General features: G+C 65.7%; 12 protein-coding genes and 1 tRNA gene. 6 read left to right on the top strand and 7 right to left on the bottom strand.

Features of this window, described 5'->3' with window-relative positions; genetic code table 11:
* Nucleotides 1-26: 26 nt before the first annotated feature.
* Nucleotides 27-755, top strand: coding sequence for a FadR/GntR family transcriptional regulator (locus BLQ10_RS11905; protein WP_091562478.1), 729 nt, complete (start codon nucleotides 27-29; stop codon nucleotides 753-755).
* 139 nt (nucleotides 756-894) lie between these two features.
* Here BLQ10_RS11905 and BLQ10_RS11900 read toward each other — a convergent pair.
* A tRNA-Arg gene (locus tag BLQ10_RS11900) sits at nucleotides 895-968 on the bottom strand.
* Between the two features lie 276 nt (nucleotides 969-1244).
* Here BLQ10_RS11900 and BLQ10_RS11895 point away from each other — a divergent pair.
* Both BLQ10_RS11895 and BLQ10_RS11890 read left to right on the top strand, forming a co-directional pair.
* Nucleotides 1245-3098 (top strand): phosphoenolpyruvate carboxykinase (GTP), encoded by a 1854-nt coding sequence (locus BLQ10_RS11895; protein ID WP_091562193.1) that lies wholly within the window; start codon nucleotides 1245-1247, stop codon nucleotides 3096-3098.
* A gap of 164 nt (nucleotides 3099-3262) precedes the next feature.
* On the top strand, nucleotides 3263-4648 hold the full coding sequence (locus BLQ10_RS11890; protein WP_091562190.1) for an FAD-binding oxidoreductase: 1386 nt from the start codon (nucleotides 3263-3265) through the stop codon (nucleotides 4646-4648).
* A gap of 159 nt (nucleotides 4649-4807) precedes the next feature.
* Here the strand turns inward: BLQ10_RS11890 and BLQ10_RS11885 are convergent, their stop codons facing one another.
* From BLQ10_RS11885 to BLQ10_RS11875, 3 genes are all read right to left on the bottom strand, one after another.
* Nucleotides 4808-5968, bottom strand: coding sequence for a globin domain-containing protein (locus BLQ10_RS11885; RefSeq protein ID WP_091562188.1), 1161 nt, complete (start codon nucleotides 5966-5968; stop codon nucleotides 4808-4810).
* Between the two features lie 245 nt (nucleotides 5969-6213).
* Nucleotides 6214-6900, bottom strand: coding sequence for a response regulator (locus BLQ10_RS11880; protein ID WP_091562186.1), 687 nt, complete (start codon nucleotides 6898-6900; stop codon nucleotides 6214-6216).
* The gene (locus BLQ10_RS11875) at nucleotides 6897-8510 is read right to left on the bottom strand and encodes an ATP-binding protein (RefSeq protein WP_091562184.1); all 1614 of its coding nucleotides are present in this window, start codon (nucleotides 8508-8510) and stop codon (nucleotides 6897-6899) included. Before BLQ10_RS11875 ends, BLQ10_RS11880 begins: the two co-directional genes overlap by 4 nt.
* Before the next feature lie 258 nt (nucleotides 8511-8768).
* Here BLQ10_RS11875 and BLQ10_RS11870 point away from each other — a divergent pair, with 258 nt between their 5' ends.
* From BLQ10_RS11870 to BLQ10_RS11860, 3 genes are read left to right on the top strand one after another with little or no spacing between them, the layout of a single operon-like run.
* Nucleotides 8769-9617: an ABC transporter ATP-binding protein gene (locus BLQ10_RS11870; protein ID WP_091562182.1), complete on the top strand. Its 849-nt coding sequence runs from the start codon at nucleotides 8769-8771 to the stop codon at nucleotides 9615-9617.
* Nucleotides 9614-10492 carry an ABC transporter permease gene (locus tag BLQ10_RS11865; protein WP_091562180.1) on the top strand — a complete coding sequence of 293 codons (879 nt, stop codon included), beginning with the start codon at nucleotides 9614-9616 and terminating at the stop codon, nucleotides 10490-10492. Before BLQ10_RS11870 ends, BLQ10_RS11865 begins: the two co-directional genes overlap by 4 nt.
* A 59-nt stretch (nucleotides 10493-10551) precedes the next feature.
* Nucleotides 10552-11667, top strand: a complete 1116-nt coding sequence (locus BLQ10_RS11860; RefSeq protein WP_217635811.1) for an ABC transporter substrate-binding protein — start codon at nucleotides 10552-10554, stop codon at nucleotides 11665-11667.
* Nucleotides 11668-11791: 124 nt separating this feature from the next.
* On the opposite strand, the gene BLQ10_RS11855 is transcribed toward BLQ10_RS11860, so the two are convergent.
* From BLQ10_RS11855 to BLQ10_RS11845, 3 genes are read right to left on the bottom strand one after another with little or no spacing between them, the layout of a single operon-like run.
* The gene (locus BLQ10_RS11855) at nucleotides 11792-12241 is read right to left on the bottom strand and encodes an RrF2 family transcriptional regulator (RefSeq protein ID WP_091562177.1); all 450 of its coding nucleotides are present in this window, start codon (nucleotides 12239-12241) and stop codon (nucleotides 11792-11794) included.
* Between the two features lie 20 nt (nucleotides 12242-12261).
* Nucleotides 12262-12747 (bottom strand): hypothetical protein, encoded by a 486-nt coding sequence (locus BLQ10_RS11850; RefSeq protein WP_091562176.1) that lies wholly within the window; start codon nucleotides 12745-12747, stop codon nucleotides 12262-12264.
* A gap of 2 nt (nucleotides 12748-12749) precedes the next feature.
* A complete protein-coding gene (locus BLQ10_RS11845) occupies nucleotides 12750-14168 on the bottom strand; it encodes a phosphomannomutase/phosphoglucomutase (protein WP_091562173.1) in 1419 nt (472 codons plus the stop codon).
* Between the last annotated feature and the right edge of the window lie 107 nt (nucleotides 14169-14275).

Here is a 14275-nt window from a genome sequence, read left to right as displayed (position 1 = left end):
AGGAGGCGGCCATGGCCGCACGCAACATGACAACAGGCACGGCCATACCGCTGGCGAGGTTCAGTGCCCAGGCCCGGCTCCGGGCGCTTCAATCGGACATCCTGGAGCTGATCCTGGAGCGCGACCTTGTTGCCGGGGACCCGTTGCCGACGGAGAACGAGCTCACTGCGGCGCTCGGCGTCGGCCGCAACACGCTGCGGGAGTCCCTGAAGGCGCTCCAGGCGCTGGGCATCATTGAGATCCGCCACGGCTTCGGCATGTTCGTGGCACCGAACAATTTTGAAGCCCTGACTGATGGGCTCACCTTCCGGGCCAGGCTGTCGCTGCGCCATCACGGTGAGGAAGCCCAGCAGCTCGTGGAGGTCCGGCAAGCACTCGAATCCGGCCTGGTCGGCGCCGCCATGGACCGGATCAGCGAGGAGCAGTTGGCCGCGGTGGAGGAATCCGTGCGCCGGATGGAAGCGCTGGCCACTGCGGGGGAGCCGTTCATTGAGGCCGACGCGGAGTTCCACCGCAGGCTTTTCGAACCGCTGAACAACGATCTATTGATCAGCCTGATGGATGTCTTCTGGAAGGTCTACCGCCGGATCCACCTTGAACTCGGCGGTCCCTACGCCGTCGACCTCCTGGCGACGGCCGCGCAGCACAGGGGGATCTATGAGGCTGTCGCCTCGGCGGACAAGGCCCTGGCAGCGGAACGGCTCAGCACCCATTTCGACGCAATCCGCGACATCATCGCCCAGACCACGGACTGATCCCTGCTGTTTGGACCGCGGTTCGCCCCTGGCCGGTGATTCCCGGCTGTTGGTCCCCGGCTGTTGGTCCCTGCGCCTACCGGGGGCGCTTTAAACAGAAGATCCGCCCCGGCGGACCGGGGCGGATCTTCTTCTTCTGTGCGCCCAAAGGGATTCGAACCCCTGACCTTCTGTTCCGTAGACAGACGCTCTATCCAGCTGAGCTATGGGCGCATTCTTGGCTCTTGGAGAACTTCTCGCCCCCGAACCTCGAATTACTTTACGCGAGGCCGCGCCCAGTTACAAATCGAAGTGAGTGTAATTTGGCCGACTAGACCGGTCTACGTGACCTTAGTCACAAAAGGGGCGCCTGTTGGCTTGCTACTTCCTTGGATTTCCGCGGTTTTTGATTTGTACCGCCCTGGTCATCCCATGTCCGGGCCCGAAATGGGCCCCGTGCCGAGCCCTAGCATTTAGGACACACCACTGAACCCGAGGAAGGGAACCGTAATGGGAGATCTGGCGCGACTGCCGTTGCTTGAAGAGGCACCCACCACACATGCCGGTCTGCTGGCATGGGTAGAAGAGGTGGCTGAACTGACTCAGCCGGACAGGATCTACTGGGTTGACGGGTCGGAAGCGGAAAACACGCGGCTCACTGACGAGCTCGTCGCCGCAGGCACCCTGACCCGGCTGAACGAGGACCTCTTCCCCAAGTCCTTCGCGGCGTTCTCCGACCCCGCCGACGTGGCCCGCGTCGAAGAGCAGACCTTCATCTGCTCCGAAAAAGAGCACGATGCCGGTTTCACCAACAACTGGATGGCCCCGGCGCAGATGAAGGACAAGCTGCGCGGCCTGTTCGCCGGCTCCATGCGCGGCCGCACCATGTACGTGATCCCCTTCGTGATGGGCCACCTGGACGCCGAGGACCCGAAGTTCGGCGTCGAAATCACCGACAGTGCCTACGTTGTCGCCTCCATGCGCATCATGGCCACGATCGGCACCAAGGTCCTGGACAAGATCACCGCTACCAACGCGTTCTTCGTCCCCGCACTGCACTCCCTGGGCGCCCCGCTGGCCCCCGGCCAGGCCGATGTCCCGTGGCCGTGCAACCCGGACAAATGGATTGTGCACTTCCCGGAGGAGCGCTCCATCTGGTCCTTCGGCTCCGGCTACGGCGGCAACGCCCTGCTCGGCAAGAAGTGCTACGCCCTGCGCATCGCCTCGGTGATGGCACACGACGAAGGCTGGCTTGCCGAGCACATGCTCATCCTCAAGCTGACCTCGCCGGAGAAGAAGAAGTACTACATTTCCGCGGCCTTCCCGTCGGCCTGCGGCAAGACCAACCTCGCCCTGCTGGATCCGACCATCGAGGGATGGAAGGTCGAGACCCTCGGTGACGACATCACCTGGATGCGGTTCGGCAAGGAAGGCGAGCTCCGCGCCGTCAACCCGGAGGCCGGCCTGTTCGGCGTGGCTCCGGGCACCGGCTGGGGCACCAACCCCAACGCGATGCGCGCCATCGCCAAGGGCCACAGCATCTTCACCAACGTTGCCCTCACGGACGACGGCGGCGTGTGGTGGGAGGGCATGACCGAGGAAGTGCCCGCGCACCTGACCGACTGGCAGGGTAACTCCTGGACCCCCGATTCGGACAAGCCCGCTGCCCACCCGAACTCCCGCTTCTGCACGCCGATCGACCAGATCGACATGCTCGCCGAGGAGTACTACAACCCAGACGGCGTGGAGCTTTCCGCGATCCTGTTCGGTGGCCGCCGCAAGACCACCATCCCGCTGGTCACCGAGGCGCGCAGCTGGTCCAACGGCATCTTCATGGGCTCCACGCTCTCCTCCGAGACCACTGCCGCGGCCGCCGGTGCTGTCGGCGTTGTCCGCCGGGATCCGATGGCGATGCTGCCCTTCATTGGCTACGACGCAGGCGATTACCTGAACCACTGGGTCAACCTGTCCGCCAAAGCCAACCCGGAGCGCCTGCCCAAGATCTTCCTGGTCAACTGGTTCCGCCGCAATTCCGAGGGCGGCTTCGCGTGGCCCGGGTTCGGTGACAACGCCCGTGTCCTGAAGTGGGCCATCGAACGCCTCGAGGGCAAGGCCGAGGCCGTGGAGACCCCCATCGGGTTCGTCCCCGCCGCCGACGCGATCGACCTCACCGGCCTGGACATGACCCCCGCCCAGGTTGAGGACGCCGTCCGGGTTGACCCGGCCGAGTGGGCCACCGAGCTGGCCTCCATCGAGGAATGGTTCGCCAACTTCGGCAGCTCGCTGCCCGAGGCGCTGCAGGCCGAGCTGGACGGCCTGAAGGCCCGCATGGCCGTTCAGCAGAAGGAAGCCGGCCAGCAGTAGCAGCCGCACCCAGCGACAACGACGGCGGCCCCGCACCTTTCAAAGGTGCGGGGCCGCCGTTTCCCGTTGCGCCGTTTGCCGCCGGGACTTAGGTCCCTAGGCCGCCTCCGGGCCTGTCCCTAGGCTTGTCCGCATTCCAGCCAGCGAGAATTCAGGAGTGCAACATGCTTGTCAACGACGACATCCATGCCTTGTCCAAGGCGGTCAGCGGTCCGGTCGTGTTGCCGGACAGCCCCGAATTCGCGGAGGAGACATTCGCCTTCAACGTCGCAACTGTGCACCGGCCCGACGTCGTTCTTGGCGCCGCTGATGCCCAGGACGTCGCAACCGCGGTGAAATGGGCGGCGGAACACCGGCTTCCCGTGTCCGTCCAGTCCACGGGGCACGGCGCCAATTCCGCGATCGATGGCGGCCTGCTCATCAACACCCGGCGCCTGCAGGACCTGCAGATCGATCCGGTTGAACGCACCGCACGCGTCGGCGCCGGAGTGAAGTGGCGCACCGTGCTGGAGGCGAGCGTGCCGCACGGGCTAGTCGGATTGCATGGCTCAAGTACCGATGTGGGCGTCGTCGGGTACACGGTGGGCGGCGGGCTGCCCGTGCTCGGCCGCGCCCATGGCTTCGCGGCTGATCACGTCCGCAGCATGGACATCGTCACCGCCGACGGTGCGCTGCGCCGGATCGACGCCGATGCCGAGGCCGAGCTGTTCGCGCTGATGTGCGGAGGCAAGGGCAATTTCGGGATCGTCACCGCACTCGAGTTCAGTCTTTTCCCGCTCGGGGATTTCTACGGCGGCGGAATCATCTATCCCGGGGCGGATGCGGACCTCATCTTTGCGGCGTTCCGGAAGTGGCTGCCCACGCTTCCTGACGATGCCTCCCCGTCGATCTCCCTGCTGCGCCTTCCGGACATGGATTTCGTTCCCCCACCGCTACGGGCCAAATTCGTGGTGCACCTGCGCTTTGCTTACATGGGGAACCGCGAGGACGGCGACGCGCTGCTTGCCCCGATGCGCACGGTCTCCACACCTTTGATGGACACGGCCGGCCCGATGGACTACTTGGACGTAGACCAGATCCACATGGATCCGGCGGATCCGTTGCCCTTTACGGATGGCGGGGCGCTCCTGAAGGATCTCGGCGAAGAGACCGTGGCACAGCTGCTCGAGCTAGCCGGCGAGGGCTCGGACTGTCCGCTGCTCCTGGTCGAAATCCGCCCGCTCGGCGGGGCGCTGGCCCAGGGCGGTGCGCTGGCGGACGCCGTTTCCGGGCGGGATGCCGCGTTCCTGCTGTTCCTTGTCGGCTTCAACATTCCGCCCATGGCCGCCGCGTCCATCGCCTCCATCCGCGAGATCCTTGCCGCGATGGCTCCCCACTCAACCGGATATACGCTGGTCAATTTCCATGGCGAACCGGGCGACGAGGCCGACCGGGCCAGGGCCTGGTCTCCCGCGGTCTACGAGCGGATGCGGTCCGCGAAGACCACTTACGACCCGGGCAACCTCCTGCGCTTCGGCCACGCGATCACCGGGCTGCCTGCCACGGGATGACTCCGGGGCGGGCGGCGCAGTGCACAACGCGTGACAACGACGGCCGCCCCGCACCTTTGCCGCGAAAGGTGCGGGGCCGCCGTCGTACTTTCATCGATTGCTCCGCAGCGGCCCTTTTGACCCCTCAAAAGGGCGGTTGCGGAGCAATCGATGACCATTTTAGCTGGCGAGCCAGATGTCCGGGCCGAAGACCTCGTAGTGGATTTTCGTGGCCGGGATGCCGGCGTTGATGGCCTCGTTGCGGATGTTCTTCATGAACGGCAGCGGACCGCACAGGTACAGCGACGCGTTGGCGGGAAGGTCCACCTCGCGCAGGGACATGAAACCGGTCTTGGACCCGGCTTCCGGCTGCTCGAGCCAGAGTTGGAGGTCGGCGCCGTCGAGGCGTTCGACGTCGTCGGTCATCTGGGAGCGCAGCGCCCAGCTGTCCAGGTTGCTTTCCGCGTGCAGGACCAGAACCTGGCGGTCCGAGCCGGACTCGGCCAGAGAGCGCAGGATGGACGCCGTGGGCGTGCAGCCGATGCCGGCCGAAGCCAGGACCACGGGGCCGTCGCCCTCCTTGAGCGTGATTTCGCCGTAAGGGTTGGAGATTTCGATGACATCGCCCACCTGGATGTTGTTGTGCAGCACGGGGGAGACCTCGCCGCCGTCATCGAGCTTGGTGGTGAAGCTGCGGCTGGTGCCGGCGTCGCCGGAGAGGGAGTACTGGCGGACCTGGCGGAGTCCGTCCGGCAGCGTGACCTTAACGCTGACGTACTGGCCGGGGAGGGCGGCGGTGACGGGGGTGTCGTCGGCCGGTTCGAGGGTGAAGGTCATGGAGCCGACGCCGGCGGGGGCCTTGGCGGCAACCTTCCAGGGGGTCCACATCTTGCCGTTGGCCTGGGCGGCGTAGAGACCCTTTTCGAGCTTGATCAGCGCGTCCGCCATGAGCCAGTAGACCTCGGTCCAGGCTTCGGCGATTTCCGGGGTGATGACCAACGCAAGGTCATCGGCGATGGCGGCAAAGAGGTGCTCATAGACCACCTGGTACTGCGGTTCGGTGATGCCGAGGGAAGCGTGGCGGTGCGCGATGCGGGACAGCACGGTCTCCGGCAGGGTGCCCGGGTTGGTCACGAGGTGGCTGGCAAAAGCGGCGATGCTTCCGGCCAGGGCCTGCTGCTGATTGCCGTTGCGCTGGTTCGAGCGGCTGAACAGGCCATCCAGCAGTTCAGGGTGGGCAGCGAAGAGACGGGAGTAGAACTTGGGGGTGATTTCCCCGATCCGGGAACCGACCAGCGGCAGGGTGGCCTCGATGACGGGGAAGGACTTGTCCGAGAGCATGTTGACTCCTGAGATAGAGGCCCGGGGATCTTCAACCGGACCGCGATGCAAATACTGTCATTTTGAATACGAGTATTTACAACTAAGTTCTACATGTCGTAGAAAACCGATGCAAATCGGCCGCTTTTCGGGCGTGTCGGGCAGAACCCCGACAACAGCACGGCTGTGAGGTCTTGACGGCTTACTGGGCTGCCTGGACGAATTCGTTCGTGAGCGTCTTTGCCGGCGCCGATTTAGGAGACACGCTAGCGGGAGGGTGCGGGGATGTACGTGTTGACCGGGCGGCCGGTGGTTCCGTACTCGAGGTGCAGGGTCACGCGGTCCTTGCGTTCGAGCTCGCTCAGGTAGCGCTGCGCCGTAGGTCGGGATATCCCGATGAGGTCCGAGACGTCCTGCGCGCCCACGGGCCGGCCGGCCGCGGCCACGGCATCGAGCACCTTTTGCATGGTCGGCGGGAGGCGCCGTGCGGAGCTCGAACCCGCAGTGGGCGCCACAGAAGGCCGCCGTGAGGCAAACAGCGCGTCAACGTCCGTCTGCCCCGTGATCCGCCGTGAGACCGCGTCCGCGCGCCACTTCTGATAGGCCTGCAACTGCTCGGCGAGCTGCTCGAACCCGAACGGCTTCACCAGGTAGTACACCGCTCCGCCGCGCATCGCCGCACGCACCGTCCCTACATCCCGCGCCGCGGTGATGATGATGACGTCTACGTCCTCGCCCGCCTCGCGCAGCGACTGCAGGAGCGAGATGCCGTCCTCGTCCGGCAGGTAGATGTCCAAGAGCAGGAGGTCGGGGCGCTCCCTCGCGATCGCGGCGCGCGCCTCGGCGACGGTGTGCGCCTCACCGACGCACTCGTACCCCGGAACATGCGCCACCTGCGCGGCATGCAGCCGCGCCACGCGGAAGTCGTCGTCGACAACCAGCACCCGGATCATCCTTCTGCCCCAACTTTCGGAATCCACACTTCGAAGCGTCCGCCCGGTCCGGCGAACACATCCATCGTGCCACCCGCGCGGCGCACGATCCTCGCCACGAGCGCCAGGCCAATGCCGCGCCGCAGGGCCGGGCCCCCGGCCTGGCCCGCCCGTTCTGTTTTCGTCGTATAGCCGTCGCGTACGACGTCGTCTACCGCCTCCGCGGGCACGCCCGGTCCTGTGTCGATCACCGACACAAAAACGCCGGAAGAATCATCCAGGGTAAGAGTCACTTCGTGGGGTCCCGGGAGGCTGGAGACGGCGTCGATTGCGTTGTCCAGCAGGTTCCCCACGATTGTCAGGAGGTCCTGCGTTCCGAGTCCCGGTTCGCGGAGGAATGATTCGTCGGACACAGCCACGCGCACATCCTGCTCCGCCGCTACCGTGATCTTGGCGTAGATGAGCGCCGCGAGCTCGGGCGGCTCGATCCGTGCGCGCAGTCCCTCGCCGAGGGAGCGCGTCGTGTCCGCGATGCCCGCGATGAAGGTGCGTGCCTGCCCGATATCGCCCAGATGGAGGAGGGCGCCCACCGTGTGCATGCGGTTGGCATACTCGTGCTCCTGCGCGCGCAGGGCAGTCATGAGCCCTTCCAGTGCACGCAGGTCCCGCATTAGCGCTTCCACTTCGGTGCGGTCGCGAAGGGTCACGACAGCGCCCACGCTCCGGCCGCCAACGCTTACCGGCATGCGGTTGGCCACGAGAAGGGAGTCGTCAGTGATGATCGTCTGGTCAGCGCCGGGCGCCTCACCCGTGAGGACGTCGCGGAGCCGTCCCTCCGGGATAAGCTCCTCCAGCGGGCGGTCGAGCAAAGTGTTTTCGAGGCGCAGAAGGCGCCGGGCCTCGACGTTAATCACGGTGACCCGGCCGGCGTCGTCAATTCCCACCATGCCCTCGCGGATGCCGTGCAGGAGGGCCTCCCGCTCCTGGAGGAGCGAGGCAATCTCCGCAGGCTCGAGACCGAACGTCGCGCGCTTGATGGCCCGTGCCAGCAGGAACGAACCCGCACCGCCGATCAGGAGGATGAGCGCCGAGGAGCCGCCGACGATGCCAGCGTCCCGCTCGAGCTCCATGCTGACGGTCGTCTCGAGGATGCCCACCGAGACCTGTCCGACGACGTTTCCCGATGCGTCCAGGATCGGTGCCTTGGCGTTGGCCGAGTCGCCGAGGCTGCCGGGGTCGGTGCCCACGTGGGTCTGGCCGTCGAGGACCGCGACAGGCTCCTCGAGGCGCTTCCCGATGAGCGATGGCGTGGGGTGCGAGAAACGAATCCCGTACCGGTCGGAAACCACCACGTAGTCCGTCTGGGCGCGGGTGCGCACCTGTTCAGCCGCCGCCTGAATCTCGTGGCCAGCATCGCCGGTGGCCACACCCGTGGCCACCTCCGGCATCTGTGCCACCGATTCCGCGACGCCGAGGGCACGCAGGCGGAATTGCTCGTCGAGTACCTGGCCGGTGATGCGGTTGGTCACCAGGCCGCCGAGGGCCACGGTGACCACGATCAGCACCAGCGTCCACACGAGAATCTGCGATGCGAGCGGCCGGGCACCCCACCATGCCCGCGCGCTGCTCACTGCTGGCCCCGGACGGCGTTCAGAGCAGTCCGGACGGCATTTCGAGCAAAAGGTTCAAAAGATGAATGAAGGCTAATAACCCTCACAAGGCACGCAAGCGTGGCTGTACCACGGCAGTCCTTTCTAGGGTGGGTGCACTGATCATGACTCATGTCACACGGCACGAAGAGTTGCGAGGCATGACTAAAGGATCCACCGGACAATGGCGTCGCCGCAAATGAGGCGGCTGGCGTCGATTCAACAGAGAGGCTTTACGCCATGGGTGTAAACCATCGAATTCGCCCACCAGGGGATGCTGGCGACGATGCCGGCATTGAGATCACCGGGCTGACCAAGCGCTACCTCACGCCGAAGGGTGAAACGTTTACGGCGATCCGGGACGTTGCGCTTTCCGTGGAACCCGGGCAGTTCTGCTCGATCGTCGGCCCCACGGGCTGCGGCAAGTCGACCACCTTGGCCCAGGTTTCCGGGCTGGAGCGTCCCAGCGAGGGCTCCGTGCTCGTCGGCGGCAACACCGTCGAGGGTGTCACGGACGGCGTCAGCTACATGTTCCAGGCGGATGCGCTCTTCCCCTGGAAGAGCGTGCTCAGCAACGTGATGATGGGACCGATCCTGCTGGGAACCCCGAAGCGCGAGGCCACTTCGCTCGCTAGGGACTGGCTGCGCCGTGTGGGGCTGGCCGGTTTCGAGGACCGCTACCCGCATCAGCTCTCGGGCGGCATGCGCAAGCGCGTGGCCATGGCCGCAGCGCTCATCAACAACCCGAGGATCCTGCTCATGGACGAGCCGTTCGGTGCCCTCGACGTGCAGACCAAGGCCATCATGCAGAACGAGCTGCTGAAGCTCTGGGAGGAGCTTCGGCCCTCGGTCCTGTTCATCACGCACGATCTGGACGAGGCCGTAGCGCTCTCCGACCGCGTCGTCATCATGACCAGCAGCCCCGGCACGGTCAAGGACGTCTTCGACATCGATCTGCCCCGGCCGCGCGGCAACGTCCAGGAAATCCGCCACGAGGAACGCTTCCTTGACCTTCAGGGCCAGATTTGGGAATCGCTCAAGGACGAGGTCACCCGTGCCTACGCCCGATCGGCAGGTGCAGCAGCATGACCACTCTTGTGCAAGGGGAAAAGGTGAACTCGCAGGAGCAGCAGCAGGCAGCGGCCGTGCAGTCCGGGAAAGCGTCGCACCGGCGCAGCACGATTGCCATCTGGGTGGGCCGCACCGCCCTCGCAGTGGCTGTGGTGGGCGGGTGGCAGTGGTTTACCGAGGAAGGCTGGGTGGACAAGTTCTTCTTCGGCCAGCCTAGCGAGATCTGGAACAGCCTGGTGATGCTCTTCACGGAGGGAACAGCGTTCGGGACAATCTGGGAGAACCTCGGGGTCACGATGGAGGAAGCTGTCCTCGGTTTCCTGCTCGGCACGTTCGTAGGCGTGGTGCTCGGGATCCTGCTGGGCTCGAACAAGTACCTCTCGGCTGTCGTAGGCCCGTACATCAGGATCGTTAACTCGATTCCCCGCATCGTCCTCGGCTCGATCTTCATCGTGGCCTTCGGCCTCGGCGTGTTCCCCAAGGTCCTGCTCGCCGCGGTGCTGGTGTTCTTCGTCGTCTTCTTCAACGCCTTCCAGGGCGTGCGTGAGGTAGACCAGAACCTCGTCGCGAACGTCCGCGTACTCGGGGCATCCCCGGTCCAAGTCGCGATTCACGTGACCATTCCCTCGGCGATGACGTGGATCATCGCAAGCCTCCACACGGCCTTCGGGTTCGCGATTATCGGCGCCCTGGTCGCGGAGGTGCTCGGTGCCCAGCAGGGTATCGGCCTGATTATCAGCCAGGCCCAGGGCACCTTCGATCCGAACACGGTATTCGCGTGCATGGTGATCATTGCCGTAATCACGCTAGCGGCCGAATACCTGATCAGCCTGCTGGAACACTCACTCCTCAAGTGGCGGCCGCCAAACCGTTCCGAAGCCCAGGCTATCTGACAAATTTTCCACCCGTCCATAACGCAATATCCATGAAGAGAATAAGGAAAAGTGCCCCAATGATGAAGCACAAGATCTACGCCACCGCTGCCCTGGGCGTGGTTGCGCTCAGTCTCGCCGCCTGCGGCGGCAGCAGCACGGCCAGCTCCACCGCCTCAAGCGGTTCCGGCAGTACAGCGTCTGCGGACAGCTCGACGATGCCCACGGTCAAGCTCATGGTCGGCGGCATCGACAAGCAGATCTACCTCCCGTACCAGCTCGCGGAAAGCCTCGGCAACTACAAGAAGTACGGGGTGAATGTCGAGCTCTCCACGGAGCAGCACGGCGGCGTCGGCGCGGAGGAAGCCATGGCGTCCGGACAGGTGGACATGGCCGGGGCGTGGTACATCCACACCGTCGACTTCCAGTCCAAGGGCAAGAATGTCATCGACCTCGTGCAGCTCTCCAGCGCCCCGGGCGAGCGCATCATGTGCAGCCCCAAAGCCAACGTTCACTCCGCGGCGGACCTCAGGGGCAAGACCGTCGGCGTGACCGACCTCGGCTCCGGAACCGACGAGCTCACCCAGTTCATCGCCGCCAAGGCCGGAGTCACGAAGAACGACTACCACACCATCGCCGTGGGCGCTGGTTCCACTGCCATCGCTGCGATCCAGCGCGGGTCCGCGGACTGCGTCATGACAACTCAGCCCACCGTCGGCGCGCTTGAGAGCAAGAACCTGGCCGTCTCCGCGATCGACCTCGCGACCTCGGACGGTACCAAGGCCGCGCTCGGCGGCTCCTGGCCGGCGGCCAGCGTCCTTGCCCAGTCCGACTGGGTCAAGTCGCACGAGGATGCGGCCCAGAAGGTGGTGAACGCCCTCGTTGACACCATGCACTGGATCAGCACCCACTCGGCGGCGGATATAGCGGACAAGCTGCCCTCCTCCTTCGTCCAGAACAGCACCATCTCCAAGGACCAGTACGTCAAGGCGCTGGACACCGACAAGGGGCAGTTCCTGCCTGACGGGCTCATGCCCGCCGGCGGCCCCAAGACGATCTTCGCGATGGAGCAGCAGAACGGCGTGAACACGTCCAAGGTCACCTTCGGCGGCACGTTCACCAGCAAGTACGCGGAGGCCGCGCTCAAGCTCGAGGGCTACACTCCCACGACGACGCCGGCCGGCTCAGACGGATAACGCCACTGGCTGACGTTTATCTAGTATGGAACGACGGTAATGAACGACGACGGGTCCCCACCTTTAGCGCGAATGTGGGGACCCGTCGTCGTGCTTAACGGCGTCCCCGGTGGGAGAGGCGGGCCTAAAGCCCAGGGCGTAGCCCGATCGACTCGAAGACGGGTGCCATCTGCCGGGAAGTCGGCAGCGAGGCGATCACGATCCCGTCGAGTTCGCGATAAAAAGCTTCGCGGGCCCGGGCAAGCGCGGCGCGGAGGCGGCATTCGGTGATGAGCGGGCACGTTCCGTCCGTGGCGATGCAGTCGGCCGGGTCCAGTCGGGTGTCGAGTTGCCTCAGCAGCTGGCCAACCGTGGCGCTCCGGCCCGCGCTGCTCAGCCGGGAACCGCCGTTGCGGCCGCGTTCGACGTCGATCAGGCCCAGTGCGCGCAGCTTCGCCATCGCCTTGCTGACGTGGTTGTACGGCGTGCCGACGGCGTCGGCGACGCTCTGGGTGGTTAGGAGCCCGCCGTGCGGAGCAGCGGCGAGCACCAGCAAAGCGCGCAGGCTCACATCGGCGAACGCATTGATCTTCATATCCCCAGCCTAAGGGAGGTCTAGTCCACCCAGACGGCGGGCTCGTTGGTATCGGCGGCCAGCTGGCCGAATTCAAGTTCGTGCGTCCCTGCGTTCGCGGCGTAGGGCAGGACCGCGGCGAACAGGGAACCGTCCCGGTGCTCTGCGGCAACGTGGATGGCGTCCGAGTCTTCCTCGAGCAGCGTGATGTCACAGACGACGGCGGCGGCCCGGAACTCCTCCCGGTGCTGCCGGAGCAGCTCGTGGAGATCCCGGATCATGGCGTCCGCGTCGAAGTCCGCGTCCGATCCGTCGCTCGCGTCCGCGGGAGTCACGGCAACCAGCCGGACTTCGCCGTCATTCTGGACCACCAGGGCGAAGGGCAGGAAACCGCCGTTGCGCTCCAGCTGCTCCTGCGCGGCGCCGACGCCGGTGCCGAGCAGGTTCTCCAGGTCGGTGGCGCTGGCGTCCGGCACGGAATCGCGCCAGGAACCGGCGTTCGGGGATTCTTCGGGGTGTACGGCCACGGCTAGCCCCGGACCAGCGCCAGGACGCGGTCGCGGACGCGTTCCATGATGGCGGTGTCCGTGGCTTCGACGTTGAGGCGCAGGAACGGTTCGGTGTTGGACGGGCGCAGGTTGAACCAGTAGCTGCCGTCGGCGGCGATAAAGGTGCTGCCGTCGAGGTAGTCGACCTCGACGTCGTCGTCGTGGAAATCCTTGCGAACCCGCTCGACTGCGGCGGCCTTGTCTTCGATTTCCGAGTTGATCTCGCCGGAGGACTGGTACGGCTCGTATTCGCGGCCGAGCTCGGAGAGCGGGCCGTCCTGTTCGCCCAGGGCGGCAAGGACGTGCATGGCCGCCAGCATGCCGGTGTCCGCGTTCCAGAAGTCGCGGAAGTAGAAGTGGGCCGAGTGCTCTCCGCCGAAGATGGCTCCTTCCGCGGCCATGACGGCCTTGATGAAGGAGTGCCCCACACGGGTGCGGACGGGGCGGCCGCCGAGGCGCTCCACGAGCTCCGGAACCGCGCGGGAGGTCAGCAGGTTGTGGATGACGGTGGGCGTGTCTTCGCCGAGGCCCTGGGCGCGGGCGATTTCGCGGCGGGACACCATGCCGGTGATGGCCGACGGCGAGACGGGCTCGCCCTTTTCGTCGATCACGAAGCAGCGGTCGGCGTCGCCGTCGAAGGCCAGGCCGATGTCCGCGCCATGCTCGATGACGGCAGCCTGCAGGTCGCGCAGGTTTTCCGGCTCCAGCGGGTTGGCCGGGTGGTTCGGGAATGATCCGTCGAGCTCGAAGTACAGCGGCACGATCTTCAGGGGGAGCGTGGGCAGCAGGGCATCGCCAAGCACGGCCGGGGTGGTGAGGCCGGCCATGCCGTTGCCGGCATCCACCACAACCTTCAGCGGCCGTGAGCCGCGCAGATCCACCAGGCTGCGCAGGTATTCCGCGTAGCCCTTGAGGACGTCCTGCACGCCAATCAGGCCAATGCTGCCGGCCGCGGGGATGGTGCCGGCGTTGAGGTATTCCTCGGCGCGGGCCTGGATTTCCATGAGTCCGGTTTCGGAGGAGATCGGCACGGCGCCGGCCTTGGCCATCTTGATGCCGTTGTATTCGGCCGGGTTGTGGCTCGCGGTGAACGTGGCGCCGGCGGCGTTGAGGGCGCCGCAAGCGTAGTAGAGCTCGTCCGTGGAGATCAGGTCCAGCAGCTGGACGTTTGCCCCGCGGGTGGCTGCGCCGTTGGCGAAGGCTTTGGCGAACTCGGGGGAGGAGGGGCGCATGTCCCCGCCCACCAGCACGGTCTGCCCCGCGAGCTCCAGGACGTCGACGAAGGCGGCGCCGACGGCTTCGACGATCTCCGCGGTGATGGATTGCCCCACGATTCCGCGCACGTCATAGGCCTTGAACGAGGTCGAGAGGTCAAAGGTCTTTGTCTTGTCCGTAGTCACGCGTCTTATCTTACGTTGCGGCCCGGACGCCGTGACCTGCGTCCATACGCTGGGATTGTGCACATAGCGGACCCCTGGCTTCATGGCTGTCGGAGGGGGCTGGGATA

Origin of the sequence: Arthrobacter sp. ok362 (assembly GCF_900102785.1) — a bacterium.
Taxonomy (GTDB): Bacteria; Actinomycetota; Actinomycetes; order Actinomycetales; family Micrococcaceae; genus Arthrobacter.
Note: the sequence above shows the minus strand (reverse complement) of the source record. Positions and strands in the feature narration are given on the sequence as shown.

What these genes read in the sequence shown, in the direction of transcription:
- BLQ10_RS11885 (WP_091562188.1), bottom strand. Translation starts at nt 5,968, where the DNA reads ATGCTCTCGGACAAGTCCTTCCCCGTCATCGAGGCCACCCTGCCGCTG.
- BLQ10_RS11860 (WP_217635811.1), top strand. Translation starts at nt 10,552, where the DNA reads ATGATGAAGCACAAGATCTACGCCACCGCTGCCCTGGGCGTGGTTGCG.
- BLQ10_RS11870 (WP_091562182.1), top strand. Translation starts at nt 8,769, where the DNA reads ATGGGTGTAAACCATCGAATTCGCCCACCAGGGGATGCTGGCGACGAT.
- BLQ10_RS11895 (WP_091562193.1), top strand. Translation starts at nt 1,245, where the DNA reads ATGGGAGATCTGGCGCGACTGCCGTTGCTTGAAGAGGCACCCACCACA.
- BLQ10_RS11880 (WP_091562186.1), bottom strand. Translation starts at nt 6,900, where the DNA reads ATGATCCGGGTGCTGGTTGTCGACGACGACTTCCGCGTGGCGCGGCTG.
- BLQ10_RS11855 (WP_091562177.1), bottom strand. Translation starts at nt 12,241, where the DNA reads ATGAAGATCAATGCGTTCGCCGATGTGAGCCTGCGCGCTTTGCTGGTG.
- BLQ10_RS11905 (WP_091562478.1), top strand. Translation starts at nt 27, where the DNA reads ATGACAACAGGCACGGCCATACCGCTGGCGAGGTTCAGTGCCCAGGCC.
- BLQ10_RS11865 (WP_091562180.1), top strand. Translation starts at nt 9,614, where the DNA reads ATGACCACTCTTGTGCAAGGGGAAAAGGTGAACTCGCAGGAGCAGCAG.
- BLQ10_RS11890 (WP_091562190.1), top strand. Translation starts at nt 3,263, where the DNA reads ATGCTTGTCAACGACGACATCCATGCCTTGTCCAAGGCGGTCAGCGGT.